Here is a 26,830-nt window from a genome sequence, read left to right as displayed (position 1 = left end):
CTAGGGCGGGGTCTAGGATTAAGCACGTTATGAAATATGTCTCCGCGCTTATCGCTACCCTCACGCTGCTCATCACCCCACCGGCGTACGCGGAGGAATCCGACGAGACATCATCGTCTTTGCCCACACGTACCACGGCACCCGATACTGATTCCTGCCCGCACTCGCTCGTACCAGCCGAGCCGAGCACGACCTCTGAGGAGCTCGCCCCCGGTCAGGCCACGCCTACTCCTCTGCCGCCGGTGGACGGCGCCGCCTGCGGGGTCACGGCGCCGCGTGGTTTTAAGGTCAACAAAGACGTTGTGGCCTCAGCATGGATGGTCAGTGACCTCGACTCGGGTGAAATCATCGCGATGAAAGATCCCAATGGGCGCTACCGCCCGGCGTCGATCATTAAAGCCCTGTTGGCGCTCGTGGTGATTGAGGAGCTCCCGTTGGACCAGCGCATTACCGCCACGCTGGAAGACGCTTCTGTTGAAGGTTCCGCCGTTGGCATTGGTCCGGAGGGTACGTACACAGTAGAGCAACTGTTGCAGGGCCTGCTCATGGCTTCAGGCAACGATGCTGCGCATGCCCTCGCAACCGCGTTGGGTGGCGACGAGGACACCCTCCGCAAGGTGAATGAGAAGGCCCGCGAGATTGGCACGCGCTCGACCGTCGCGGCGAGCTATTCAGGGCTCGATGCCGCGGGAATGTCGACGTCTGCCGCGGATATCTCGCTCATCTATCGCGAGGCTTTTGCCAATGACACCTTTGCGCGCATCGTCGACACCGAGCACGTGGATTTTCCTGGCTGGGGCGAGATGCCCGGCTACGAGCTCTGGAATGACAACGGGCTCTATCTCAATGACCCTGATGGCATCGGCGGCAAAACTGGATATACCGAGGACGCGCATCACACCTTCGTCGGTGCCATTGATCGCGACGGGCGCCGCCTGCAGGCCGTCATCCTGGACACCACCGTCGATCACGGCTTTAGGGCGTGGGAGCAGGCACAGATGCTTCTCGACGAATCCTCCACCGTCACCCCCGGACATGGCGTAGGCCAGCTGGAGGATTTCTCAGCGCAGGCGGCTGAGGAAACCACAGTCGTTTTGACGCCCACTCCGCCCACCCCTACCAAGACCCCAGAAACGACTCAACCCCGCTCATCCTCATCGTTCGAGGACTCACAGGGTTGGATCGGTTGGATGGTGGCGGGGCTCGTCGCCCTGCTCGTGGTGGTCGTGGCTACTTTTTCACTACTTCGGCGTTAGCCATGATGTCGTGCTGGCCGCGCAGCGCGTTCTTGGGGCCAATAGTCGTGACAACGTAAAGCGCACCAACGAAAGCCACAAGTGGTCCAATGAGCGGCACCAGGGAGGCCACGCGCCACCAGTTGCGCTTAATGCTCTGCTGCCAGGAGAGATTCTTGTGTGTTGTCACATCACGGACGGTGTAACCAGCGATCAGCTTTGCGGGCGTGGCACCGAGGTAGACCTCGGAGACAAGGTAGTAGGCCACGGTAAACAGGCTGGACGCGCTCATCACGAGGGCGGCATGCGCATTTGGATCAGAGAGGCCAAAGCTCACGACGGCTGAGACGACGACGGCTGCAATGATGTAATCGAGAATCGCCATGAGCACGCGGTTGCCGGGGGTAGCGCGCTGGGAGTCCTGAGACGGAGCCGGGCTGGGGTCGAAAGAAACCGGCTGAGATTCGGGGCTAAAGCTTTCTGCGCTGGAAGCTTGTGTACTCGAAGCGTCTGTACTCGGAGCTTCTGTGCGCCAGCGCCCCGTTTCCGCGAACTCTTCCAGTTGGCGCCACGTCGGCTGGCGCCCGCTCTCCAATCCCTGATCGTAGGTGGCGCGGGACGACGGCTCGCACAGAATTCGGGCGGCCACCGCTATCTCCTGGCGCTCGACGTCCTCGGGGATGTAGCCGATGTCCTCGAGGTTGGCGTCGGCAGCCGCGAGCTGCACGCCAAGGTCGTTCGACGTCGCCCGCGGGTCCAGGGTGAAGTAGGTATACAGGTTTGGTGCAGGGGTTTCAGGAAGCACAAGCCTACTTTCGACGCAGCAGGGCCACAGCGCTGGCAGCAACCGCACCCAGGGCAGCACCTGCGCCTAGGGTCACGCCCGTGTTCGGGCCCTTCTTGATTTCGTTGCGAACGCGGATGACTGCCTGAGCTGGGACAGGCGGTTCGAGCAACTCAAGGGATTCCTCGGTGGTGGCGGTCCACGCCGATACATAAAGCACAACGCGCCACACCAGGTACATGACAACCATGAGGACGATGACCGGTCCAAAGACCGCGCCCGCCGGGTTGCCTGTCGCCGAAGACATGATGACGGTGGACAGCTGCTTCAGGACCTCAAAGATCACAGCGCCGATAAGCGCGCCAATAAGGCCAGACTTGGTGGGCACCTTGGTGCGTGGCAGGAAGGCCACCATCCACCAGAAGACAAAGAAGTTCGCGATGAGGCCAATGACAATACCGGCCACAACAAGCACCGCATCCATGCCGGGGAAAGCTTCAATGCCTACCCATTCAAAGACCTTCTGGGTCAGGCCAGAAGAACCAGCCGCGGTAACGCCAAATGCAACCACCAAAGCAAGAAGCAGGCCGATAAGACCCAGCAGGTCACTGAGCTTCTTGGTCACAAAGTTGCCCGGAGCGTCATTGGGATCCTGCATCCACATGGCGGAAATGCCAATACGCAGGTTGTTCATCCAGCCCAAGCCGGACCACAGGGTGGTCAGACCACCGATGCCGTACATGGCACCGCGCTGATCGATGGCCGTCTTCAGCAGCTCAGTTATGGAATCACCGAGATCACCCGAAACAGAGTTGGCAATCTGTTCTTCCAGCTGCTGCATCAAGTCTGGGCGGTTGGCCAGCACCGTAGCCGCACCGGCGACAACGAGCATGAAAATCGGGAAGATAGCCAGAACCGAGAAGTAGGTAATACCCGCGGCAAATTGGTTGCCGCCTTGGCTGCCGTAGCGGTCCAGCATCTTCATAATGTGGTCGATGAAGCCAGACTTCTCACGGACCTTGTCCACCGCACCCGGTTCATCAGCGTGCGCGCGCTCGATACCATACTCATCGGTCTTCTTCTCATCAGTGCGTGTCGTTGGTGCCACGGGCACACCCCTTTTATGTTGTCTATTAAACGTCCCTCATATGCTAACCAACTCAGCCGCGACGTGCGGGGAGGAAGCCCACCGCCTCGTAAACCTTGTCCACGAGCGGGGCAGCAATCTCCGTCGCGCGCGCAGCACCCTCGGCCAAAATGCGCTCGAGCTCGCCGCGGTCTTCCATGAGCTCGTCGTAGCGAGCCTTGAGCGGAGTGGTAAATGCCTCTAGAGCTTCGGCCGTATCGACCTTGAGGTGGCCATAACCTTGGCCAGCGTACTTCTCCACGAGGGCATCGATGCTCTCGCCCGTCAGCGCAGACTGAATGGCCAGCAGGTTGGACACGCCCGGCTGCTTCTCGCGGTCAAAAGCCACCACACCGAGGTCATCGGTCACCGCGGACTTGATGCGCTTGGCGGAGGTCTTAGGGGCGTCGAGAAGATTGACAATGCCCTTCGGGTTCGCGCCCGACTTCGACATCTTGGAGGTCGGCTCCTGCAGGTCATAAATCTTGGCCGAGCCTTCCGGAATGAAGGGCTCCGGAATGCGGAAGACCTCGCCGTATTTATTGTTGAAGCGCTCCGCCAGGTTGCGGGTGAGCTCGAGGTGCTGGCGCTGGTCCTCCCCCACCGGCACGTAGTGCGGGGAGTACAGAAGAATATCGGCGGCCATGAGCATGGGGTAGGTAAAAAGGCCCACCGTGGTGCGGTCCTGGCCCTGCTTGGAGGACTTGTCCTTGAACTGGGTCATGCGCGAGGCTTCACCGAAACCGGTCAGGCACTGCAGCACCCAGGTCAGCTCCGCATGTGCGGGCACGTGGGACTGCACAAAGAGGGTAGATTTCGCCGGGTCAATACCCAAAGCGATGAGCTGGGCGGCACCCGCGATAGTGCGGTGGCGCAGCTCCTCCGGGTTCTGCTCCACCGTGATGGCGTGCAGGTCCGGGATAAAGTAAAAAGCCTCGTAGCTCTCCTGCAGGTCAATCCACTGCTTGAGAGCTCCGAGGTAATTGCCCAAGTGGTAGGAATCCGCCGTGGGCTGGATTCCCGAGAGGACTCGGGATGCGGAGGACGATGCAGAAGTGGAGTCAGTCATGGTTGACCACTCTACTCTGCTGCTGCCTCCACGCGGCGTTGTGGGCCTTAAATCTTGCGGGAAGTCGGGCTAATAACGTCCATAATGACCGCGAAACCGGCCACCATGAATGCACCACCGACGCCCTGGAGGACAATCGGTCCAAGGAAGGCGAAGGACGGGCCAACAATGGTCCACCACCAGATACCCAGGGCAAGCAGAATAGCGCCGAGGACGAAGTAGATGAGTGCGCGGGTCATGAACATCTCCTGCGAAATAGAAAGGACGTTAATTCGGACTTATCGTACCACTACTTGTATTCGGCTACTTATACTCGACGAGAAGCGGGGAATGGTCAGACCAGCGCTGCTCCACCGTCGGCGCCTTCTCCACCCAGGTGCGCTGCGCGCGCTCCAGCATGGCCTTCGTGGCGGCCTGATAGTCAATGCGCCAGCCTGCATCGTTGTTGAAGGCTTGGCCGCGATAGGTCCACCATGTGTAGGGCCCGTCCGCCTCCGGGTGCAGGCGCCTGGCGACGTCAAACCACTGCGGGTCCGCAGTCGCCTCCCAGGCGGTCTTCGTGTCATAGTCCACCACGCCGAGCCAGTCCCCGAGCCCCTTCTTTTCTTGCGGCTGCTCATCCGGGAAGGAGCCAAAGACGCGGTCCATGAAGGCGCGCTCCTCCGGCAGGTGGCCGGACTTCTTCTCATTGGCCTTGTTGTTCTTCAGGTCCTGAGCGCGGTGGCAGATGTTCCAGTCGCCGCCAATAACGGCCTCTGGGTAAGTCGCAGCCATGTCGTCTAAAATTTCCGAGAACTCATCCAAGAAAAGGTACTTTTCATCCTGCTTCGGGGAATCCACGTCACCGGAAGGCAGGTACAAAGAAGCCACGCGCACACCTTCCACGGTGGCGGCGATGAAGCGGCCGGATTCGGCGAAGGAGCCGAAGCCCACGGAGACGTCGCCAAGCGCATGCTTCGATAGGATGCCCACGCCCGCACGACCCTTCGCGGCGGATTCGGCCTGGACCAGGTTCCATCCGGCCTCCAGAGCTGGGGCCAGGGCCTTCTGGGTCTGCTCGGGGTTGGCGCGCACCTCCTGCATGAGGACGACATCGGCAGGCGTGGTCTCCAGCCACGCATTCATACCGGGGTTGTCGTCATTGCGCTGTTTGCAGGCCGCGCGGATGCCATTGACGTTAACGGAGGCGATAGTGAAACTCATGCCGGTCAGTCTAACGGTGTTCGATGATCTTTACGGAAGGGCCCAGGCGGCGCTTGTCCCACATGGTGACAAACCAAGTAAGAATACCGGCCACGGCCAAGGCAGCACCTGCCAGTGCGGTGGAATTATAGGAATACCCCGCGCCCACGACCACGCCGCCAATGGCAGCGCCCGCCGCATTCGCGATGTTGAGGGCGGACTGATTCAACGCCGCCGCGAGAGTCTGTGCATCCCCCGCCACGTTAACCAAACGCAGCTGCAACGACGGCACGAGGATGGAGCCAAAGAAGGCCAAGACGCCGAAGACAACCGTGCCCGCCCACGCGTTGTGCGCCACGAAATAGAAGGTCACGGACACACCGACCATGCAGATAAGCGCAAAAATGATGCCGAATTCCACGTTGCGGTCCGCCAACCACCCGCCGGCGACGTTGCCGGTGGTCATGCCGATGCCATACGCCATGAGCACAAGCCACGTGTGGCTCGGGTCCATGCCGGCAACCTCCGTCATGGCCCACGTGATGTAGGTATAGACGGCAAACATGCCGCCGAAGCCCACGGTGCCGAGGAACACGGTGAGAAGCACCTGGCTGTTTTTCAGCGCGCCAAGCTCAGTAAACATATCCGTTTGCGGCATACGCGTCATGTGCGGGAAGAGGAAAAAGAGCAGCACCATCGTCAGCGCCGCGATGGCCACGACTAGGAAATACGCCGCATGCCAGCCGAGCTCTTGGCCCAACGCCTGGGCTGCAGGCACACCAATCACGGTGGCAACGGACAGGCCCATGCCGACCATCGACATGGCAAAACCCTGGCGGCCCGGTGGAGCCATCGAGACCGCCGCTAGGTTAGCTACCGAGAAGTACGCGCCATGCGGTAGACCGGCGATGAAACGGGCCACGAGGAGGACTCCATAGTTTGGTGCCACAGCCGTGAGCAGATTGCCCACGAGCAAAAAGCCAATGAGCAGGATAATCAGGCGGCGGCGCGGAAGCTTGCCCGTGAGTGCTGCGATGACCGGCGCGCCCACGACGACGCCAAGCGCGTAGACGGAGATGACTACCGACGCCGTATCTTCCGTAATGCCGAAATCATCCGCGATGAGTGGCAGCAAACCCATCGACGTAAATTCCGTCGTGCCGATGGCGAAGGCGCCCAACGCCATGGCGATCATGACGATGGTGCGGCGCGACGCGGAAATTTCCGTCTGGCGCGGGACGGGACGGCGTTTGATGCGAGTGGCTGGCTTCATCGGGTTCACGTGGGCAGACCTTAATACTTCTCCTACGGGGCTCGTAAGCTCAGACGGACAGGTTGTGCCAAGTCAACAAACCTTCCCCACAGGTGGCACGTGTCACACAGGGGCCGCCACGCGGCGATAACAAGACAGGTATCCTGTGAGGTTGAACAGTTTTCAACTAATCGAGGAGAACCATGGCTAAGATTATCTGGACCCGCACCGACGAGGCGCCGCTGCTGGCGACCTACTCTTTCAAGCCGGTTGTGGAGGCCTTCGCCTCCACCGCAGGTATTGAGGTAGAGACCCGCGACATTTCCCTGGCCGGCCGCATCCTGGCCCAGTTCCCGGACCGCCTTGGTGACAAGAAGGTCTCCGACGCCCTGGCCGAGCTTGGCCAGCTGGCGAAGACCCCGGAAGCTAACATCATCAAGCTGCCGAATATCTCCGCATCCCTCGTGCAGCTGAAGAAGGCCATTGCTGAGCTGCAGGCCGCCGGCTTCGATCTTCCGGAGTACGAAGAGGCACAGGAGCAGTACGACGCTGTTAAGGGCTCCGCTGTGAACCCGGTTCTGCGTGAGGGCAACTCCGACCGCCGCGCCCCGATTGCGGTCAAGAACTTTGCTAAGAAGAACCCGCACAAGATGGGCGCGTGGTCTGCTGATTCCAAGACCAACGTGGCCACCATGGATGCTAACGACTTCCGCCACAATGAGAAGTCCGTCATCATGCCGGAGGAGGATACCCTCTCCATCGTCCTGAAGACCGCCGAGGGCGAGCAGACCCTGCTGGAGAAGCTGCCGGTGCTCAAGGGCGAGGTTATCGACGGCACCTTCATGTCCGCCAAGGCACTCGACGAGTTCCTCAAGGCGCAGGTTGCCCGCGCCAAGGAGGAGGGCGTTCTCTTCTCCGCTCACCTCAAGGCCACCATGATGAAGGTTTCTGACCCCATCATCTTCGGCCACGTCGTGCGCGCTTTCTTCGCTGATGTCTTTGAGAAGTACGGCGAGGAGCTCGAGGCTGTTGGCCTCAACGGCGAGAACGGCCTGGGCGCTATCTACGAGGGCCTGGACAAGGTGGAGAATGGTGTTGAGATCAAGGCTGCTTTCGACGCCGCGCTTGCCGACGGTCCTGACCTCGCTATGGTCAACTCCCACAAGGGTATTACCAACCTGCACGTTCCGTCTGACGTTATTATCGACGCCTCCATGCCGGCCATGATCCGCACCTCCGGCCACATGTGGAACAAGAACGACGAGGAGCAGGACACCCTCGCCGTCATCCCGGATTCCTCCTACGCCGGCGTCTACCAGGCCGTGATCGAGGACTGCAAGGCTAACGGCGCCTACGACCCAACCACCATGGGTACCGTCCCGAACGTCGGCCTCATGGCTCAGAAGGCTGAGGAGTACGGCTCCCACAACAAGACCTTCAAGGTGCCCGAATCGGGCACGGTTGAAATTCGAAACTCCCAGGGCGAGGCCCTCATCTCCCACGACGTGGAAGCTGGCGACATCTGGCGCGCCTGCCAGACCAAGGACGCCCCGATCCAGGACTGGGTCAAGCTGGCCGTCAACCGTGCCCGCCTGTCTGGCATGAAGGCTATCTTCTGGCTCGACCCGGAGCGCGGCCACGACGCCAACCTCATCGAGCTGGTCAAGAAGTACCTTGAGGATCACGACACCGAGGGCCTCGACATCTCCATCGAGGATCCGGTCACCGCGACCAAGATCTCCGTCGAGCGTATCCGCAAGGGCGAGGACACCATCTCCGTGACCGGCAACGTGCTGCGTGACTACAACACGGACCTCTTCCCCATCCTCGAGCTGGGTACCTCCGCCAAGATGCTGTCTGTGGTTCCGCTGATGGCTGGCGGCGGCCTGTTCGAGACCGGTGCCGGCGGCTCCGCCCCGAAGCACGTCCAGCAGGTTCAGGAGGAGAACCACCTGCGTTGGGATTCCCTCGGTGAGTTCCTGGCCCTGGCTGAGTCCTTCCGCCACGAGCACAACACCAACGGCAACGCCAAGGCAGGCGTCCTGGCCGCGGCCCTGGACAAGGCCACCGAGACCCTGCTGGATGAGGGCAAGTCCCCGTCCCGCAAGGTCGGCGAGAACGACAACCGCGGCTCCCACTTCTTCCTGACCCTCAACTGGGCTAAGGAGCTGGCTGCGCAGACTGACGACGCCGAGCTGGCCGAGGCTTTCAAGCCGGTTGCTGAGGCCCTCGAGGCCAAGGCTGGCGAGATTGAGCAGGCGCTTCTCGACGTCCAGGGCTCCCCCGTCGACCTCGGCGGCTACTACGCCCCGAACGAGGACAAGCTCAACCAGACCATGCGCCCGGTTGCTGCCTTCAACGAGATTATTGATGGCCTGAAGAAGTAATTCTGCGCTAGGCGCTTAACAAAAGACCGCTTCGTCTCCTCCCTGGAGTTCGAGGCGGTCTTTTCTTGCTTCATTAGCCGCAAACCGGCCCAAAACAACAGATTCGGGCGCTATTTTTACCCATTGAGCTGCGAGAACTTTTTCTTGACTGTTTCTTGCTTCTCGCGCCTTACTTCGCGCGTTTTCATCCTTTGAACACCGAGGAACCCAGTTAGTTAAAAAGTTTTTCAATTTTCGGGAACCGAGAAACCATCGCCTCCGACTACTAGTGCAGTTGATATCAGCGCCTGTCCATCGCCCCTACTGAGCGTCCCGCGAACGTTCAGCAGGTGCCCTTTACCCCTAGACCCCCGAAAGAGCACTACATATGAGTCGGACGGCTCTGCGATCTTTTATTCAGCGCATCCATTTCTACGGCGGCATGTTCGTCGGCCCTTTCATCCTCATCGCGGCCCTGACCGGCTGTATTTATGCCGTGGCACCTTCTCTGGAGAAGGTGGTGTACCGCGACGTCATGACCGTTCCAGCGGTCGAGCACCCAGTGAGCTTGGAGGAGCAAATCCAGGCCGCACAGCACGAGCACCCAGACATGCCAGTCACGCAGGTGTGGCCAGCCACGACACCGACGGATTCCACGCGCGTTCTGGTGTCCGATGACAGCATCGATGAGAGCCTCCAGCGCACCGTCTTCATCGACCCCGCAACCGCCAAGGTCATCGGGGACTACCCCACCTACTCCGGCCTAGGCGAGATGCCCCTGCGCCGCTGGATTTCCTCCCTGCACGAAAGCTTCCACTTGGGCAAGCCCGGCGAGCTGTACTCGGAGCTGGCCGCATCCTGGCTGTGGGTCATGGCCTGCGGTGGCCTGTACATGTGGTGGATTCGCCGCCGCCCGAAGAACAAGGCAACCGCAAACGCCGCCCAGCAGCAGCCCAAGCGCTCTGCCCGCTGGAAGGCCACCCGTCTGCACTCCACCATTGGTGCCTGGATCTTCATCGGTCTTCTTGGCCTCTCTGCCACCGGTATCACCTGGTCGGGCCTGGCCGGCGGGAACGTCGATTCCCTCGTCGAGCACATGAACTGGAAGGCCACCCCCATCGAAACTGCCCTCCCCGGCACCACCGCTGAAACGCATGAGCACACCGGGCATGAAGGACATGGGGTTGGAGGGGCGTCGTCAAGCGCGAGCGTGGCTGCCGAGGCCGAGCGCGTCCTTGCCACCGGCCGCGCCGAGGGGCTGACCGGACCGCTGCGCCTGTACCCGCCGGAGGACGCCCATTCCGCCTGGCAGGTCAGCGAACGCTGGGTAGAATGGCGCACCACCTCCGATGCGGTCTCCGTGGATGGCGCCACCGGTGACGTCATCCACCGCCAGCCTTTCTCTAGCCTGCCGCTGTTTAGCAAGCTCAGCAGCTGGGGCATCTACCTCCACATGGGCATCATGTTCGGGCTGCCACTGCAGATCGCGCTGCTCGCCCTGGGCCTCGCCACCGCCGCCCTCGTGGTGCTGGGCTACTACATGTGGTTCCAACGCCGCCCACGTTTCCTCCCGACGACTCACTTCTCCTGGGCCACAACGGGATTAGGCGCGCTGTTTGCCGCCACCGTCGGCGTCTTCCTTCCACTTTTGGGAATTACGCTCGCGGCGTTCCTGGTTCTCGACGTCATCCTCATTCACCGCAGTCAGACGCCACGGCAGAAGAACCTAGTGAAAGCCATCACATAGAACACTCTGCATAGGTACGGTAGTTTCTTATGACTAACCCACTGCTGACTCCCTCCACTCTGCCGTACCAGCTCCCGCCGTTTACGGACATCACCGTCGAGCACTACCGCCCCGCCTTCGACGAGGCACTCGCGCTTCACGACGCCGAAATCGCCTCCATCACCGCCAATCCCGCCGATCCCACGTGGGAAAACACGGTGGAGGCGCTCGAGCGCTCCGGCCAGGACCTTGACCGCGTCATGGCGGTCTTCGGCAACCTCTCCGGCACGGATGTCACCGATGAAATGGAGGACATTGCCGCTGACATCTACCCGCGCTTGTCCGCGCACTATGACGCGATGTACCAGAACGAGGTGCTCTACACGCGGCTTAAAGAAGCCACGCCGCTTGCCGACGACGCGGAAGGCCAGCGCCTCCACGATCACCTCCTGCGCACTTTTAAGCGCAAGGGCGCGGACCTCGACGCGGCCGGCAAGGCCCGCCTGTCCGAAATCAACCAGCGCCTGTCCGCGCTCTCCGAAGAATTCGGCCGCAACCTCATGGCCTCTACCCGCGAGCGCGCGGTGTCCTTCACCGAAGAGGAGCTCGAGGGCCTGCCTGCCGAGCGCATCGCCTCCGCCAAGGTCGACGCCGAAGCTTTGAACCGCGAGGGCTTCGTCATCCCGCTAGAGCTGCCGACCGTGCAGTCGGAGCTCAGCCGCTTGGCGCGGGAAGATGCGAGGGGGAGGTTGTATGGGGCGTCGGCAAGCAGGGGCTCCGAGAACAACATCCCGGGGCTCATCGAGGCCGTCCAGCTGCGCGCCGAACGCGCCGAGCTGCTGGGCTACGCCACGCATGCCGACTACGTCATCGCCGAGGAAACCGCCGCGACTGCCGACGCCGCCCGCTCCATGCTCTTCGACCTCGCCCCCGCCGCCGCAGCCAACGCTGAAGGCGAGCAGAAACTCCTCGCCGAAGAAGCTGAACTCAACGGCCAGGGTTTTAGCGCCGCGGACTGGCCTTACTGGGAATCCAAGGTCCGTGCCCGCGACTTCTCCCTCGACGAGGCCGAGCTGCGTAAATACTTCCCGCTAGACCAGGTTCTGGAAAAAGGCGTGTTTGCCGCCGCCGAACGCCTCTACGGCATCACCGTGACCCCGCGCGATGACCTCGAAGGTTATGCGGAGGGGGTCCGCGTGTGGGAGGTGCGGGACGGCAATCACGAGAGTAAGGGGATCGGTCTTCTCCTTACCGATTACTTCGGGCGCCCCACCAAGCGCGGCGGCGCATGGATGAGCGAATTCGTGGGCCAGTCCCGCCTGCTGAAGCGCAAGCCGGTCATCGTCAACGTCATGGGTATCACCAAACCCGCCGACGGCTCGCAGCCGCTGCTCAGCATGGACGAGGTGCGCACCGTCTTCCACGAGTTCGGTCACGCCCTGCACGGCCTGCTTTCCGACGTCCGCTACCCCACCTTCGCCGGCACCAACGTACCGCGCGACTGGGTAGAATTCCCCTCGCAGATCAACGAGAACTGGGCGCTCGATAGGTCTCTGGTCAAGGAGTACGCGCGCCACGTGGAGACCGGCGAGCCCATCCCCGACGAGCTTCTCGACGCCATCACCGCCGCCTCCGAATTCGGCCAAGGTTTTGCTACCTCGGAGTATTTGGGGGCATCGATCATCGACTTGGCCTGGCATTCGCTCAGCGCTGCCGACGCCTCCGAGCTGGAGGCCACCCCGGAAGCCGTCGCTGAGTTTGAGGCCGAAGCCCTGCGCGCTGCTGGCTTGGATAACCCGCTCATCGCGCCGCGCTACCGCTCGACGTACTTTAATCACATCTTCGCCGGTGGCTACTCAGCGGGCTACTACTCCTATCTGTGGGCCGAGGCCCTCGATGCCGATGGCTTCGAGTGGTTCAAAGATCAGTCCGACCTGCGCACCGCCGGCGAGAAGTTCCGCGAGGTCATCCTGTCCAAGGGCGCATCCCGCGACTTCACGGAGGCCTACCGCGAGTTCCGCGGCCGCGACAAGGACGTCGCCCCGTTGCTCAAGCGTCGCGGCCTCGCTGGTGCCTGAGTCGGGGCTAGTTATTCACAGATATCGCGGCCGGCGGCAGCTGGCCCTTGTCCGTCGGATGAGGCGCTTTTAGGCTGCGGGGCATGAGATTACAGACATTCTTCGCCGCACTCGGCCGAGCCATTGACCTGGTGGCCGAGTGCGCGGGCCTGTCTGAATCCGACCTCGTGTCTTTTGGTGCTACGCCTGCCGACGCCTCCCTCCTCCTCTCCCTCCACCACACCTACTTCGGGCACACGACCTCCACCCGGAAGCAGCGCACCGCCGCCGAATCCGCCCGCCGTCGAGGCCACGGATTGGTTACTTTGCAACTCATCGAAAGCTTCGTGGCGAAAGTCCGGGACCACAATAAAGCGTGGGACCTGCGCGTAGAGCTGTGCCAGACCAGCGCGGAGCTGGTGGAGAACGTCGCCCGCAAGCGCCTGCGTGAGATGCGCAAGCCTCGCACCTATTCCGAGCGCGCCAAGCTTACCCAGCACGACAACGGACTGGCCACGCTCACGGTGACGGCGGATTCGCTGGAGCTTAGCGACGTCTTCAAGGGCATCGACCAAGACCGCCCCGGCGCAAGCTTCTTGGAAAACCTCTCGGGCGGCGGTGTCAAGACTCAGGTAACTGCCATGGCGGTCCTGCAGATCGATGATTACGCCGAGCTGCTCAAAGGCAATACCGAGAAAGATGGTGAAGAGTTCCTTGTCCGGACCACCGATGGCGCGACGATGACCGGCTCGCAGTTAGTGGAGCGCGCGATGCTGGACAGGGGCATCATCGTGGCGGTCAGCCGCGAGCACGGTCCGCTCGATGTCTTCCGCTCCCAGCGTTTTGCCACCTCAAAGCAGCGCCTCGCGCTGGCCGCGGAGAATCCGTGCTGCGCCTGGAAGGGCTGCAAAGTACCTTTTGAGAAGTGCCAGATTCACCACATCAAGGCCTGGGCCCGCGGCGGGCCGACCAACATCCTCAACTTGGTGCCACTGTGCCCGTACCATAACGGCGTCAACGACGATGACCCCGATGCTCCGCCCTCGCGCGGCCGCATGGATCGCATCGGCGGGCGGGTGGCATGGATTCCGCCTTACGACGCCTCCCCGGTCTTCACCAGCCCCTTCAACTAACCACCGCGCCCACCTGGGCAGCGCCGACCTTAGCAGTGCATGCCGGCAGACCACTTTCCGCCAGCGCTTTTCGACACTCCCATGATTGTCCCGAATCCCCGCAGGAAATCACCTCCTCGCGGGGCATTCGGCGTGCGAGTGTGGCCAGCCGCGGAGGTTTAAGCCCGCGGGTTAGCTGGCGGTTTAGCCTGCGATTTAGCTGGCGGTTTAGCCTGCGGTTGAGCTGGCGGCTGAGCTGGCGATTTGGCTGGCGGTTTAGCCGGCGTTGCGCAGTGCTGTGGCGAGGCCGTTCATGGTGACCTGGATGGTCTTGGACACGAGGAACTGGTCATCGCCCTGACGGTAGCGGCGCAGCAGCTCGAGCTGAACAGCGTTGAGCGGGAGCAAGTACGGGTAGCGGCGCTTGAGCGAGCGCGCCTGGCGCTGATTCTCGCTGACCAGATCCGCGTTGCCTGTGACCTTGAGGTAGACCTCGCGGGTACGCTCAAACTCCTCAGAGATGAGGGCAAAGATGCGCTCGGCGGTGGCTTTATCATCAACCAGGTTGGCGTAGAGGCGCGCTAGCTGCATCTCCGCCTTCGCCATGACCTGGGCCATGTTGGAAAACACCGAGCGGAAGAATGGCCAGGTGCGATAGAGCTCACGCAGCTCCTCCCAGCGCGCCTCTTCACCGCTCTTGACCTCACCGCTCTTGACCTCGCTGCTCTTAACCTCTCCGCCGGGTGACGTGTCGGCACTGCTACCGGCGGTGCCAGCGCCTTGGGCTACCCACAACGTCACTGCGCTGCCCACACCGAACCAGCCAGGAATATTGGTGCGAGACTGCGACCACGACAGCACCCACGGAATCGCGCGCAGGTCCGAAATCGCGGTGGTCTGCTTGCGTGAGGTCGGGCGCGAGCCTAAGTTAAGCTCGCCAATCTCGTGTAGAGGCGTGGATTGGGTGAAGTAGGAGATGAAGCCGGGGTCGTCAACCAGCTGGCGGTACGCCGCGCCGCTCAAGGACGCCAGCTCACGCATGATGTCGTAGGCGCGCTCCGGATCCGCAATCGGCTCAGTATCGAGCAACGAGGCCTCCAACGCTCCAGAAACAAACGCCTCCAAGTGGCGGCGCGCAGTCTCCGGCGCACCGTACTTTGCGGAGATGACCTCTCCTTGCTCGGTAATACGCACCGAACCCGACACCGCACCCTTCGGCTGCGCCAAAATCGCATCATAGGTCGGGCCGCCACCGCGACCAACCGCCCCGCCGCGGCCATGCGCGAGGCGCAAACCAATACCGAAGCGTTGGCACAGTTCCACCAATTCAAGCTCGGCGTCGTACAGCGCCCAGTTAGCCTGCAAATAGCCGCCGTCCTTGTTGGAATCGGAGTAGCCCAGCATGACCTCCTGGATGTCACCACGCGAGCGCAGGTGCTCGCGATAAACCGGCACCGCCCACAGCTTCTCCAGAATGCCCGCACCGGCCTTCAGGTCCTCGATGGTTTCAAACAGCGGCACCACGTCCACCTGTTTCAGCCCCACTTCCTTGAGCAGCACCATCGGCTCCAAAATATCGGAGACCGTGCCCGTCATGGAGATGATGCAGTGCGAAACCGACTCCGGCCCCAAATCCCGCACCGCCCGCGCGGCTGCCCGGAAGATGCCAAGCTCCTTGGCGGTGTCCTCGCTGAATTCTGCAACGGAAAACAGCAGCGGGCGGTTGGTCTGCAGTTCCTTCACCAGCAGCTCGATTTTCTCCTCTTCGCCGAGCGCGCGATACTCCTCGACGATGCTCGCTTCCGCGAAAATCTCCGTCAGTAGGTTCTCGAAGGACTCCGAATTCTGGCGCATATCCAGCGAATAGAGGTGAAAGCCAAAGGTCGTCACGGCAGAGCGCAAACGTGCGAGGCGGTCATCGGCGATGATGTCGTCATTGAACTGGCGCAGCGAACGGTCGATCACGTCCAAGTCACGCTTGAGTTCTTCCGGCGAGGCATACGCGCTTGCCGACGTCCCCCTCATCTCACCCTTCACCTCCTGCAGCGTTGCCTTCACGCGGTGCCGGATACCGTAAATAGCACGGCGGTATGGTTCGTCGACGCGGGATTCTTCGGTGTTATTTGCGGCGTCGGCAAGCGCGCCCAGCTCCTTGGAGCTAGAGGAGTAGCGGTCGGAGAGGGAAAGCTCGCGCTCCAACTCGGCCAGCTGCTCTTCGTAGTAGCGCAATACCGTTTTCGCAGCCTTGCGGGTGGCGTAGGTGAGGGTGTGCTCGGTGACATAGGGGTTGCCGTCATGGTCGCCGCCGATCCAAGAGCCCGGGCGCACGACCGGGGAATCCGGCAGCTGCTGGCCAAAGGTCTCGCGCATAGCATGGCGGATGGCGCGATTGAGGGCGGGAACCTGGTCGAGCAGGGAAAGCTTGTAATAGCGCAAGCCAACATCCACCTCGTCTTCCAAGGTGGGGCGCGCGATGCGGATAAGCGCAGTCTGCCACAGCAGCGTCATGCGCAGGTACATCTCTTTTTCGATCGCCGCCATGTCGCCGCCGCGGTGCGATTCCTTGAGCAGGTCTTTGATGCGCGTCTGGGTATCAAAGACGGTACGGCGGCGGGTTTCGGTGGGGTGTGCGGTGAGCACGGGAGCGACGTGGGCGCCGCGGATGATGGAGGAGGCGTCGGCAGGCGCGACGCCCTCGGCTTTAAGCTTGGCGAAGGTCTTGCGCAGCGACACCGGTGCATCAACAGACTCGTCTTCTAAGTCCTCCGCAAGGTTGGCAATGAGCGCGAAGTAGCTAAAGGCGCGGGCCACGAGGTTGACTTTGGTGATGTCGAGGTCGCGGAAGATGGCAACAAGGTCTTCCGGCTTGGCATCGCCGTGGGCAACGTCGAAGGCCATGCGGCGGGTAGATTCGACGAGGTCGAAGACGTCCTCGCCCTCTTGCTGAGCGATGACCCTGCCCAGCACTCGGCCAAGAAGGCGGATATCTTCGCGGACTTGTTCTGGGGCGGGTGTGCTCACAGCGGGCCTTTCTGGACGTGATCTGTTCAGCGTTCAGACTTCAATGTAGCCCACATCACTATCGAGCGATAGTTAAACCGCTAAATTAGCCGCCTCCGCCTAGAGCGACGCCAACCACGCGGCATGGAGGCGGGAGTCCCCGTTTTCCTCCGGGTGAAAGCTCAGCGCCGTAACGTTACCCTGCCGCACGCCCACCACCGCCTCCCCACCCGCATCCAGTGAGGATTTCTGGCCAACACCCTGTCCATCCACGTCTCGGCCGAGGCTCTCCGCCACAAGGCCTGAGACTGGTACGGTCGCGATGACCTCCACCCCTTCGCCCACGCGGGTAACGATGGGCGCACGGATGAAGCTCGCTTCCACCTCAAACATCTCCATGCCCATCGCGACGGGCACGATACGTTCCTCGGAGAAGCGCTGATTGCCGAAGGCGTTGCGGCGAACGGAGACGTCGATAAGCGCGAGCGTCTGCTGTCCCGGCGCGGGGTTGTCGAGCTCGCGGGCGCTGTAGATAAGGCCCGCACACGTGGCGAGCACCGGTAACTCAGTCTGGCGCAGCGGCTCAGCGACGCCACAAGAGCGTGCCAGCTTGTCAATCGCGCTCGATTCGCCGCCGGGCAAAATGATGCCGTCGAGTCCGTCGAGGTCCTGGGGCAGACGCACCCGGCGCGTAGTCACGCCGAGACCTCCCAGCACAGCGATGTGTTCTTCCACGCCGCCCTGCAGCGCCAGGACGCCGACGGTGGTTACCATCCGCGTTCAGCCAGGCGGTGCGGGGCGGGGACGTCGTTGACGTTGATACCTACCATGGCCTCGCCGAGGCCGCGGGAAATCTTGGCCAGCTCAGCAGGCTGGTCATAGAGGGTTGCTGCCTTAACGATGGCCTCCGCGCGCTTGGCAGGCTCACCGGACTTGAAGATGCCGGAGCCGACGAAGACGCCTTCGGCCCCCATCTGGCGGACGAGGGCGGCGTCGGCAGGCGTGGCCACGCCACCGGCGACGAACAGCACGACCGGTAGCTTGCCGGTCTCCGCTACCTCAGCAACCAGGTCGTACGGTGCCTGTAGTTCCTTGGCCGCCACGTAGAGCTCGTCGCGGTCCAGGTTCTGAAGGCGTGCAATTTCACCCTTGATGGTGCGCAGGTGCTTGACGGCCTCGGAGACGTCGCCAGTACCGGCCTCGCCCTTGGAGCGAATCATCGCCGCGCCCTCGGTGATGCGGCGCAGGGCCTCGCCCAGGTTGGTAGCACCGCAGACGAAGGGCACGTCGAAATCCCACTTGTTGATGTGATTGACGTAATCGGCCGGGCTGAGCACCTCGGATTCGTCGATGAAGTCCACGCCCAGCTCTCCCAGAATCTGCGCCTCCACGAAGTGGCCGATGCGGGCCTTCGCCATCACCGGGATGTCAACGGCATTGACGATGCCCTCAATGAGGTCCGGATCCGACATGCGAGCCACGCCACCCTGGGCGCGGATATCGGCCGGCACGCGCTCGAGCGCCATGACAGCGGAAGCGCCCGCGTCTTCAGCAATGCGCGCCTGCTCCGGGGTGACAACGTCCATGATGACGCCACCCTTGAGCATGTCGGCCAGTCCACGCTTGACGCGCGTCGTGGCGCGTCCCTGTTCATTCTTCTGTTCAGTCATAGCTCACATCATGGCCCCAAAAATTGGTCCAAGACAAGAGCCATTTTCCGAGTGTTGGATTAGACCACTTATGATGGGGCCATGCCTCTCCGCCTCGACCCATCTGATACGCGCGCCCTGCCAGTGCAGATTGCCGAAGCCCTCCGCACCCAAGTGGCCGCCGGAATTCTGCTTCCGGGCGAACAGGTTCCCTCCACGCGCGCATTGGCGAGTCAGCTCGGCATTTCCCGAGGCAGCGTGGTCACCGCCTACGAACAGCTCACCGCCGAGGGTTACCTCACCGCGGAGATTGGTTCGGGTACCGTCATCAACCCACACCTGCCACACGGGCGCGCCCCGCAGCCTGCTCCTGCGCCGCGGCCCACCCCCACCCCACGGCGCGTGGAGTTGACCCCCGGTTTGCCCGATACGGCCGGAATCATCACCCCCGAATGGAGGGCGGCGTGGCGCAAAGCCGCCGTGGATCCTTCCGGCGACCTGCCCCGCGAGGTAGCCACTCACCTGCGCCACATGCGTGGACTCACCGTCGATCCCGCCTATGTTGTCATCACCGCCGGCGCCCGCGACGGGCTGTCGGTACTGTTGCGCGCGCTGGGCGGCCAGCTTCGCGTGGGTGTGGAATCGCCGGGCTACCCCAGTTTGCGCCGCGTTCCCCAGGCTTTGGGCCACGTGCTTATCGACGTCCCCACCGACACGCACGGCGTCACCGTCCCCACCGTTGACCTCGACGTTCTCATCGTCACGCCGTCCCACCAGCACCCTTACGGCGGATCCCTGCCAGCAGCTCGGCGCGCGGAGCTCGTCGAGTGGGCGCGGGACAATAACGTGCTCATCATCGAGGATGACTTCGATTCCGAGCTGCGCTACGTCGGCCAACCGCTGCCGGCTCTCGCGGCGCTCGCCCCGGAGCACACGGTGTTGCTGGGTACTTTTTCTTCGGTGATTTCGCCGTCGATCGCGTGTGGCTACCTCGTGGTGCCGCCGAGCTTGCGCTCGGCGGTGGATCAGGTGCGGGAGGTCTTTGGTCAGCCGGTGGGAGCTATCCCCCAAGCAGCCTTGGCGAACTATCTAGCCAGCGGTGCATTGCGGCGTCATACGGGCAGAATGCGCCGCGCTTACAAGCGCCGCCGCGATCTCGTCCGCGCTGCGCTGGAAGATACCCCCGCCACCCTCCTGCCCATCCATGGTGGGCTCCATGCGGTGTTGTTGTGTGAGGAGGGCGTCGTCAAGCGCGCGGCCAACTTGGGCCTCACCCTCACCCCACTGCGAGATTACTGGGGTGGTGCGGCCGCCGAGGAAGGCGTGGTGTTGGGTTTTGGGCACTTAAGCGACGTCGAGCTCGCCGCCGCCCTCGAGCTAGTCAAGCAGGCGCTTGCAAACTGACCCCTAGCCGGCGCTGGCCAAGGTCACGGTGGCGAGGGTACGGCCCGTCGGCTGCGCGCTGCCGCCTACAGGTTCCTCGGTGACCATGACCTTAACCGCCGCGCCGTCGAAAGGCATCCACACCCCATCGTGCGGATCCTGGCCAATGACTCCCGCCGAGGCCATGTCACCGCCAGCACTGACTGCCCACACCTGGGCGCCCATGCCGTCGGCGAGCTGCGGCTGGCCATCCACCATCGCGCCGGATTTCGCCATCGACGCCGAAGAAACGATATCCAGCTGCGCTCCCGACGCATCGGCGTTGCCTTGCATGAGGTCCTCTGCCCCCATGATGGCGTGCATCGACTTTTCACCGGGCGATTCGGCCTCTACCCGCGCGCTGTCCGCTGCATCGGGTTGCCCCAATTGCAGTAGTTGCGGCGCGGCCACCACGCCCACCACGAGCACTGCCGCGGCCGCTGGCACTGCCACGAAAGCCCGCCAGCGGCGGCGGGGAAGCTCCACAACCTCGGCATCACCAGCGGCGTCGATGTTCTCAAAGACGGCATCCTTCATCCGCGCCGGCGGTTCGACTTCGGGGAGGGAATCGAGGAAGTCATCGAAAGTCTCATCAGAAAACTCATGCGTGTTGCTCATCTCCCCTCCTTTCCGAGAATCGCTTTTAACTTCTTGACACCGTCGCGCACGCGCGTCTTCGCTGTACCCAGCGGCACTCCCGTTGATTCTGCCAGTTCAGCGTGCGTCAGGCCATCGAAAAACGCGAGGGCTACCGCGGTGGAATGCGGTTCCCCGATCCTGTCGATGGCCTGGCGCAGTTGCTGCACTTCGACGTTTCCGAGGGCTTCATCTTCAAGCGTCTCAGCGAAGGTGGCCTGGGTAAGCATCGCGTCGCGGTCATCGCGTTGTACTGCGGCAACGTGGCTACGCAGCTTATCGACGGCCCTCCCATGCGCCAACTTGCCCACCCACGACCGCGCGTTTCCCCGCTGCGGGTCGAACTTCACCGCAGAGGTCCACACTTCAACGAAAACGTCTTGGGCGACTTCCTCTGCCAAGGCGGGATTGCGCAGAACGCTCAGGCACACGCTGTAGACGGTGGGCGCGAGGGCGTCGTAAAGCGTGCTGAAGGCATGCTTGTCTGCCGCAGCGGTCTGAACGAGCAGGTGGTTCAGCCGCGCGTGTTCATCAGGTGACATCGCAGGCACAGGTGTAGAGCTTACCTCCAGCAGCGGGGCGGGCATGGCAGTTTTACTTGCTCATTTCTTCGCTCTTCATCTCCTCAGTCATCATGGAATCCGACATCATGGCGTCAGAGCTGGGGGCCATCATCTCAGAGCTGGGCTTCATGTCCACCTCTTCCTTCTTGTCGTTGCAGGCAACCAGCCCACTGGCGGCAATGGCAAGTGCAGCGGCGGTGGTAACAAGCTTCTTCATTTCGGTGCTCCTTTTCAAACGTTCGGGCTCGGCCTTTCCGGGGCCCTGTAACTCACCATTCGGAGCCACCCGGGGTTGCGGATTGGACGAATTTAGAAAAAGTTTGGGGCAATCCGTTTATTGCTTGCGCTCCGAACTGGTTGCATACCCACACCGCACTCACAGCGAAGGAGTACAGCATGTTATCTACGCTCTTTATCGTGTTTACCGGTGGTCTGATTACCGGCATTTCGCCCTGCATCCTGCCCGTCTTACCCTTGGCCCTCGCAGTCAGCGGCGGCTCACGGTGGCGGCCATGGCAAGTCGTGGGCGGGTTGGTGACGAGCTTTAGCCTCGTCACGCTCTTTGCCACAACGCTACTCAACGCCCTTGGCCTGCCCGCCGATATTGTGTGGAAAATAGGAATCGCGCTGCTGGTTCTCGTGGGCCTGGGAATGGTGTTTCCCCGCGTGCAGGAAATCCTCGAGTGGCCTTTCCAGAAACTCCCGAAAGCCGGCAGCGTACAAGCCAAAGCTCGCGACAAGGGAGGCTTCATCGTCGGCCTAGCTATGGGCGTGGTCTTCGTTCCCTGCGCGGGCCCCGTACTCGCGGCAATCTCCGTCGCTGGCGCCACTGGAACCATCGACGCCCACATCCTCGTCCTCTGCCTCTCCTTCGCCCTCGGCGTGGCCATCCCGCTACTCGCGTTCGCTCTCGGCGGAAACGAAGTGGGCAAACGCGTCGATGCGTTCCGCTCCCACCAGCGCGGGGTACGCATCACCGCGGGAATTGTGGTAATCGCCATGGCCGGCGCGATTTCACTCGGCGCACCGGCGTGGCTGCAACAGAAACTCCCCAGCATTAACGTCGACGCTGCCCCGGTTGAGCAGGCCGCCCTCGCAGCAGAAGGGACCCCCGTGCCCGCGTTCGCGGGGTTGACCGGCTGGTTCAACACGGATGCCCCCATCGATCCGCGCACCTCCGGCAAAGTCACGCTCATCGACTTTTGGGCCTACGCCTGCATCAACTGCCAACGCAACAACACACACCTGACCAAGCTGTATGCACACTACAAGGACTACGGCTTCGACATCATCGGCATCCACGCACCGGAGTATGCCTTCGAGCACGAGGCCGACAACGTTCGCCGAGCGGCCCGCGAGCAGGGAATCGAGTATCCGGTGGCCCAGGACAACGACTTCGCCACGTGGAAGAACTTTGAGAATCGGTACTGGCCGGCGCACTATGTCGTCGATAAGCACGGCATGCTGCGCCACTCCCACCATGGCGAAGGTGACTACGCCGAGACCGAGCGCCTCATTCGTGAGCTTCTCATCGAGCGCGACCCTTCCGTCGAGCTGCCCGCACCGATTGCGGCCACCGCAGATGCTCACAGCGCGCCGCGCTCGCCAGAGACCTACCTCGGCACCGCTCGCGCGCAATTCTTCGCCCATGCCGATTACCGCAACGGAACCCACCAGTTCACCCTGGGTAATCCTCTGTTGGAACAGTATTCGCTGGGTGGCACGTGGACACTGGCTGACCAACCTATTACTGCCGGCCCCAACGCACGCCTGCGCCTCAACTACCACGCCGCATGGGTACAGCTGGTCACTTCCGGGCGCGGCACAATCCGTCTGCATCGCGCCGATGGTTCGGTTCGCACCTTCGACATCACCCAGGACGGCACGGTGGATCTCGTCCGCGACCCCGAAAGCCACACCGAAACCGTCGAGCTGGAGGTCAGCGAAGGGCTCTCGCTGTATTCCTTTACTTTTGGCTAGCGTGGGGCTCATGAAGATTTCGCTGCATGGACAATCCACAGTGGCCGTCGAGGCACCCCAAGGCCGCATCGTCATCGACCCCGGCCCCTTCTCCGACCTGAGCTGTCTTGAGGACGCCAAAGCGGTGCTGCTCACGCACGCGCATGGAGACCACCTCGACATCGACGCCGTGCGTGCTAGCGACCTGCCGGTGTGGGGAACGCAGGAGGCTATCGACGCCCTCGGCTCCGGCACCGTCGTGCATGCGGATGAGACGTTTACGGTTCTGGGCCTTGAGATTCAGGCTCTGGGCGGCCTCCACGAGGAAATCCACCCGAACATCCCACGTCCGGAGAACCTAGGTTATTTCTTCGGCGGTGTGCTCCACCCGGGTGATCAGTGGTGTGTCCCTGAGGGACGCACGGTTGAGGTTCTGCTGCTCCCCATCGCCGGGCCCTGGGTGCGCGGGGCGGACGCCGCGGACTACGCCATGCGCATCGGCGCGCGGCTAACGGTCCCCATCCATGACGCTGTGCTTTCCGACGTCGGCAAGCACATCACCGACGGCATGCTCCAGCGCGCCGGTGTGACCGGCTATCAGCGCCCCGCGCTCGGCGAGCCCATTCCGGTGTAGCCAAGTTTAGGCTCGCCGGCGGCTGGCAAGCCCGCCGAGAAGGGTACCGACCAAAGTGCCTGGCAGGTAAATGGCGAACCAATAAAGTACAAAGGCCACCGCGTCCAATCCGGTTCCATCACCTTTGTCAGCCAGCGAATAAATGACGAGCCCTGCTACAACCACTGCCGAAGCAGCGCTGGTCTCCACCATCGAATTTGCTATAGAAGGACGACGCAGCGCCCCCACCCAAGCGGCAATCACCACAAGGAAAAGCGGCACTAGGTATTCCCACCAGGAATCACTCACGGCTTCGGGAGCACATACAATCCACAGGGCAATACCGAGCCCGGCTAAGGCTCCAATCCAGGGGATTCGGAGCGCAAAGTTCTGTGAATTAGCCACAACGAACCATGTCAGCCCGATTACAGCGCATAGTGGCAAAACTCCAAAAAGCAGGCCTAGCATTGTCACACTCCTCTTTACTTCATCGCTCTTAACTTTTTAGCAGCCCGGCCGACAGACTCGGGCTCCCTTAATTGCCAGAATTGCAGCTTCAATATATACGCGATCAGCGCCGCGGTAGCTTCCCTTGACCTTGTTCATCCCGTCAATGAATTGGTTATCACACGCGATCTCTGCTGCCCTCTGATTTCCTGCATTAGCTAGGCATAAATCGTGACGCTTACACACTCCATCCGCACTATTTAGTACGTTCCCTCCAGTCCGGTACTTTCCACACCAGTTCCACCTATCGGCTAGAGAAGCACGGTCTCTGGGCCCGCTACCGTAATCATGCGAGACGATATCGTTGTAATAGATTGCTACTTGAATTGCCTCGCTAGATAGCCCATCTTCTTTTGCTCTCTCCACATCGATCAGGGGCATCTCTGCGCCAATCGAATACTTGTAAGGCTCAAGCTCAGCTTCAAAATTGGACTCGTACCCATTGCCATTGACCTGCAGCAGCTGCTCAACGGAAACTTCGTGAGGTCGCTCCTGCGCAACTGCGACTGACTGCTGCATGGCGATCACCCCACTAAACACGACAGCGCCCAAGGCAAGCTTCTTCATTTCAGGATTCCCTTCTTTCGATAACTGACAGGCACAGTATCTGTGGCGCCATTAACTCCCTGCAAGAGTTTTCGTCCTTTCACCGACGAAAGTAGGCAATTCGGCCGAGGGGCTTGATGACCTCCGCCGGAGGAAGAAAAATAGGAAAAGGCCCTAAATCAGAACAAGGGTCCCACCCACTGCCGCTTCGGGACCAAGAATCCCAAACTCTCAGCGCAAAAGTCCAAGAGGGACACCCTGGAGCCGGGCAATAAGTTTGGTTCTCGAGGTCACACCAAAGTGATCGAACAGCACGCGTACCTTTTGTTTAATCGTTGATTCCGCGTAGTGGAGCTGATGAGCAATTTCGGAGTTTGAGTGCCCCTCTACCAGCAGGCGTAGAACCCTCTGATCTTCGGTTTTTAATCGTCGAACCATTTTTTGAGTATGTTGCACTCTCGGTGAGCCAAAACTGTTCGCAAGAATCCGCTGTGCCACATCGGCCTCGATGGTCTTTTTACCCACAGCCGCATTAACAACGCTAGAAACGAAAGCTTCGGGGCCAGCCGTCTTGGGAACATATCCCATTGCCCCAAGTGAATAGCTTTCAAGCAGCGCTTCATCGGTGTCAAAGGAGGTCATTACGACGAACGGAGGCGCCTTCTCGCTCCTGTCTTGAGAGCACATCAATTCAAAGCCATCAGCCCCTGGAAGGCGAAAATCTGTAAGCACAACGTCGTAGGTTGACTCCCTCAGCTTTTCGGCGGCAGTCTCAGCATCATGGACTGTCTCTACATGTGAAATATCGGGGTGGTTCCAAAAAATCGACTGGAGAAGCGCAGCGTACTTCTTTTCATCTTCCACGATAAGCAGTGATATTCCCATACCCGATTTCACCGCTTTCTTCATGTTCAAGCCGGATCTCACTGACCCATTGATGTGCTTCCCTCTTCACTACCATTGTTCCGCCGTGCGCGCGTACAACCTTTTCGAGATTGTCTAAGCCAATTCCCATCCCACTGACACCCGCAGGGTGCCCCAATGATGAAAGCTCGTTAGAGACAGTTAAAGCATGGGTCGACCGATTCGATTCAAGCCTGAGTGAAACTACGGCTCCCTTTTCGGAATTCCTTATCACGTTAGAGCACAGCTCATCCATTGCTCTGAGAAGAACTGCTTTGTGCACTTCAGAAATTCCCGCGCTACTCTCCACCGACACTGACGGGGACAATCCACATGCTTGCATCTTGTCAGCCCATTCCATCGCCGCGCCTCGAACAGTGCGTCTACGGCCTTTCCCCGCTTGGCTTGCGACATGTGATAATGCCTCAGCAGCCCGTTGAACTTCCTGCATAACAAGATTTAACTGCCCCGAATCACCATGCTGAGCTGCCGCCAATTGCGCACCCAACGTGGCAATGCTTAATGGATTACCCACATTGTCATGCAAGTACTCCCGCAGTGATTCCTCTTGTTCACGCCGGACATCGGTGCTTCGTTTCACCGTTGCCTGCAAGCCAAATCCTAGTACCCATAAGAGCCCAGCAATTCCCATCACTGCTGTTGACGCCGCAAAAAGGGACGTAGAAAATGGTTCTCCTGGTTCTGCCCAGGAAGGAAAAAGAACAAACACCAGCGGAACATATCCAACGAGAAATATTCCTACAAGCCCCGTTCGCACAAAACCGAGAACAGCTAAGCAACAAATGAACAATGCACTGACCGCGTTCAACGCGTATCCATTGAGCCCTTGAGCGTTAAGGATAAGAAACAGAGCAAAAACAATCGCTATGGAAACTCGTGGACAAATACTAGAGATAGTCATCCCCAAGGCCAGTAGCAGCCAGAGAAGACTCATTGCGCTCCACGCGGCAAGCGCCGCCCCGCAGGACACTATGACTGCCAAGCCGACCACGAACCTATGTATCAGCAACACTCCGCGATCAACAGTAGACACCATAAAGACGCTCCTCCGGTTTTCTAGATTTTATCGCCTACGTGCTTATCCGACCACGAAACTGGAAAA

The 26,830-nt window shown here is 61.2% G+C and carries 24 protein-coding genes; 8 read left to right on the top strand and 16 right to left on the bottom strand.

Annotation, left to right across the window (positions count from 1 at the left end; translation table 11 throughout):
* Positions 1-29: 29 nt before the first annotated feature.
* The gene (locus tag NX84_RS03780) at positions 30-1,256 is read left to right on the top strand and encodes a D-alanyl-D-alanine carboxypeptidase family protein (RefSeq protein WP_039673938.1); all 1,227 of its coding nucleotides are present in this window, start codon (positions 30-32) and stop codon (positions 1,254-1,256) included.
* On the opposite strand, the gene NX84_RS03775 is transcribed toward NX84_RS03780, so the two are convergent.
* The 6 genes from NX84_RS03775 to NX84_RS03750 all read right to left on the bottom strand — a co-directional run bounded on the left by NX84_RS03775 (position 1,231) and on the right by NX84_RS03750 (position 6,669).
* Entirely contained in the window at positions 1,231-2,040 is an 810-nt protein-coding gene (locus tag NX84_RS03775) for an RDD family protein (RefSeq protein ID WP_039673936.1), read from the bottom strand. The genes NX84_RS03780 and NX84_RS03775 overlap by 26 nt on opposite strands.
* Before the next feature lie 4 nt (positions 2,041-2,044).
* Positions 2,045-3,127 carry a YhjD/YihY/BrkB family envelope integrity protein gene (locus NX84_RS03770; RefSeq protein ID WP_039673934.1) on the bottom strand — a complete coding sequence of 361 codons (1,083 nt, stop codon included), beginning with the start codon at positions 3,125-3,127 and terminating at the stop codon, positions 2,045-2,047.
* Between the two features lie 52 nt (positions 3,128-3,179).
* Complete coding sequence (gene trpS, locus NX84_RS03765; protein WP_039673932.1) at positions 3,180-4,214, bottom strand: tryptophan--tRNA ligase; 1,035 nt, start codon at positions 4,212-4,214, stop codon at positions 3,180-3,182.
* Between the two features lie 47 nt (positions 4,215-4,261).
* Complete coding sequence (locus NX84_RS03760) at positions 4,262-4,453, bottom strand: hypothetical protein (protein ID WP_039674349.1); 192 nt, start codon at positions 4,451-4,453, stop codon at positions 4,262-4,264.
* A 64-nt stretch (positions 4,454-4,517) separates the two neighbouring features.
* Positions 4,518-5,417: an exodeoxyribonuclease III gene (locus tag NX84_RS03755; RefSeq protein WP_039673930.1), complete on the bottom strand. Its 900-nt coding sequence runs from the start codon at positions 5,415-5,417 to the stop codon at positions 4,518-4,520.
* Between the two features lie 10 nt (positions 5,418-5,427).
* Positions 5,428-6,669: an MFS transporter gene (locus tag NX84_RS03750; RefSeq protein WP_039673927.1), complete on the bottom strand. Its 1,242-nt coding sequence runs from the start codon at positions 6,667-6,669 to the stop codon at positions 5,428-5,430.
* A 182-nt stretch (positions 6,670-6,851) separates the two neighbouring features.
* On the opposite strand from NX84_RS03750, the gene NX84_RS03745 reads away from it, so the two are divergent.
* The 4 genes from NX84_RS03745 to NX84_RS03730 all read left to right on the top strand — a co-directional run bounded on the left by NX84_RS03745 (position 6,852) and on the right by NX84_RS03730 (position 13,930).
* Entirely contained in the window at positions 6,852-9,035 is a 2,184-nt protein-coding gene (locus tag NX84_RS03745) for an NADP-dependent isocitrate dehydrogenase (protein WP_039673925.1), read from the top strand.
* A gap of 367 nt (positions 9,036-9,402) precedes the next feature.
* Positions 9,403-10,761 carry a PepSY-associated TM helix domain-containing protein gene (locus NX84_RS03740; RefSeq protein WP_039673923.1) on the top strand — a complete coding sequence of 453 codons (1,359 nt, stop codon included), beginning with the start codon at positions 9,403-9,405 and terminating at the stop codon, positions 10,759-10,761.
* Positions 10,762-10,790: 29 nt separating this feature from the next.
* Positions 10,791-12,818: a M3 family metallopeptidase gene (locus tag NX84_RS03735; protein WP_039673921.1), complete on the top strand. Its 2,028-nt coding sequence runs from the start codon at positions 10,791-10,793 to the stop codon at positions 12,816-12,818.
* 83 nt (positions 12,819-12,901) lie between these two features.
* On the top strand, positions 12,902-13,930 hold the full coding sequence (locus NX84_RS03730; protein WP_052319650.1) for an HNH endonuclease signature motif containing protein: 1,029 nt from the start codon (positions 12,902-12,904) through the stop codon (positions 13,928-13,930).
* A 255-nt stretch (positions 13,931-14,185) separates the two neighbouring features.
* Here the strand turns inward: NX84_RS03730 and ppc are convergent, their stop codons facing one another.
* From ppc to pdxS, 3 genes are all read right to left on the bottom strand, one after another.
* A complete protein-coding gene (gene ppc / locus NX84_RS03725) occupies positions 14,186-16,930 on the bottom strand; it encodes a phosphoenolpyruvate carboxylase (RefSeq protein WP_039673919.1) in 2,745 nt (914 codons plus the stop codon).
* A gap of 99 nt (positions 16,931-17,029) precedes the next feature.
* Positions 17,030-17,683 carry a pyridoxal 5'-phosphate synthase glutaminase subunit PdxT gene (pdxT, locus tag NX84_RS03720; protein WP_039673917.1) on the bottom strand — a complete coding sequence of 218 codons (654 nt, stop codon included), beginning with the start codon at positions 17,681-17,683 and terminating at the stop codon, positions 17,030-17,032.
* Positions 17,677-18,579 carry a pyridoxal 5'-phosphate synthase lyase subunit PdxS gene (pdxS, locus tag NX84_RS03715; RefSeq protein ID WP_039673915.1) on the bottom strand — a complete coding sequence of 301 codons (903 nt, stop codon included), beginning with the start codon at positions 18,577-18,579 and terminating at the stop codon, positions 17,677-17,679. The genes pdxT and pdxS overlap by 7 nt, the downstream gene beginning before the upstream one ends.
* Before the next feature lie 81 nt (positions 18,580-18,660).
* Here pdxS and pdxR point away from each other — a divergent pair, with 81 nt between their 5' ends.
* Complete coding sequence (pdxR, locus tag NX84_RS03710) at positions 18,661-19,962, top strand: MocR-like pyridoxine biosynthesis transcription factor PdxR (protein WP_039673913.1); 1,302 nt, start codon at positions 18,661-18,663, stop codon at positions 19,960-19,962.
* Positions 19,963-19,965: 3 nt separating this feature from the next.
* Here the strand turns inward: pdxR and NX84_RS03705 are convergent, their stop codons facing one another.
* The 3 genes from NX84_RS03705 to NX84_RS03695 are packed head-to-tail and all read right to left on the bottom strand — an operon-like array spanning position 19,966 to position 21,396.
* The gene (locus NX84_RS03705; RefSeq protein ID WP_039673911.1) at positions 19,966-20,598 is read right to left on the bottom strand and encodes an anti-sigma factor; all 633 of its coding nucleotides are present in this window, start codon (positions 20,596-20,598) and stop codon (positions 19,966-19,968) included.
* Positions 20,595-21,203, bottom strand: a complete 609-nt coding sequence (locus NX84_RS03700; protein ID WP_039673909.1) for a sigma-70 family RNA polymerase sigma factor — start codon at positions 21,201-21,203, stop codon at positions 20,595-20,597. Before NX84_RS03700 ends, NX84_RS03705 begins: the two co-directional genes overlap by 4 nt.
* 7 nt (positions 21,204-21,210) lie before the next feature.
* The gene (locus NX84_RS03695) at positions 21,211-21,396 is read right to left on the bottom strand and encodes a hypothetical protein (protein ID WP_039673906.1); all 186 of its coding nucleotides are present in this window, start codon (positions 21,394-21,396) and stop codon (positions 21,211-21,213) included.
* Positions 21,397-21,575: 179 nt separating this feature from the next.
* Between NX84_RS03695 and NX84_RS03690 the strand changes: the two genes are divergently transcribed.
* Positions 21,576-23,159: a redoxin domain-containing protein gene (locus tag NX84_RS03690; protein WP_039673904.1), complete on the top strand. Its 1,584-nt coding sequence runs from the start codon at positions 21,576-21,578 to the stop codon at positions 23,157-23,159.
* 10 nt (positions 23,160-23,169) lie between these two features.
* Entirely contained in the window at positions 23,170-23,772 is a 603-nt protein-coding gene (locus NX84_RS03685) for an MBL fold metallo-hydrolase (protein WP_039674345.1), read from the top strand.
* A 6-nt stretch (positions 23,773-23,778) separates the two neighbouring features.
* Here NX84_RS03685 and NX84_RS03680 read toward each other — a convergent pair whose 3' ends face one another.
* From NX84_RS03680 to NX84_RS12770, 4 genes are all read right to left on the bottom strand, one after another.
* Entirely contained in the window at positions 23,779-24,156 is a 378-nt protein-coding gene (locus tag NX84_RS03680; protein WP_126297598.1) for a hypothetical protein, read from the bottom strand.
* A gap of 99 nt (positions 24,157-24,255) precedes the next feature.
* Positions 24,256-24,825 (bottom strand): hypothetical protein, encoded by a 570-nt coding sequence (locus NX84_RS03675; protein WP_039673899.1) that lies wholly within the window; start codon positions 24,823-24,825, stop codon positions 24,256-24,258.
* 210 nt (positions 24,826-25,035) lie between these two features.
* The gene (locus NX84_RS03670) at positions 25,036-25,713 is read right to left on the bottom strand and encodes a response regulator transcription factor (protein ID WP_039673897.1); all 678 of its coding nucleotides are present in this window, start codon (positions 25,711-25,713) and stop codon (positions 25,036-25,038) included.
* Positions 25,658-26,764: a sensor histidine kinase gene (locus NX84_RS12770; RefSeq protein ID WP_126297597.1), complete on the bottom strand. Its 1,107-nt coding sequence runs from the start codon at positions 26,762-26,764 to the stop codon at positions 25,658-25,660. Before NX84_RS12770 ends, NX84_RS03670 begins: the two co-directional genes overlap by 56 nt.
* Between the last annotated feature and the right edge of the window lie 66 nt (positions 26,765-26,830).

It is taken from the genome of Corynebacterium minutissimum (genome assembly GCF_000805675.1).
In the GTDB taxonomy this organism is placed as follows: domain Bacteria; phylum Actinomycetota; class Actinomycetes; order Mycobacteriales; family Mycobacteriaceae; genus Corynebacterium; species Corynebacterium minutissimum.
The sequence above is the reverse complement of the archived record's forward strand: the minus strand, read 5'-3'. Positions and strand labels throughout refer to the sequence as shown.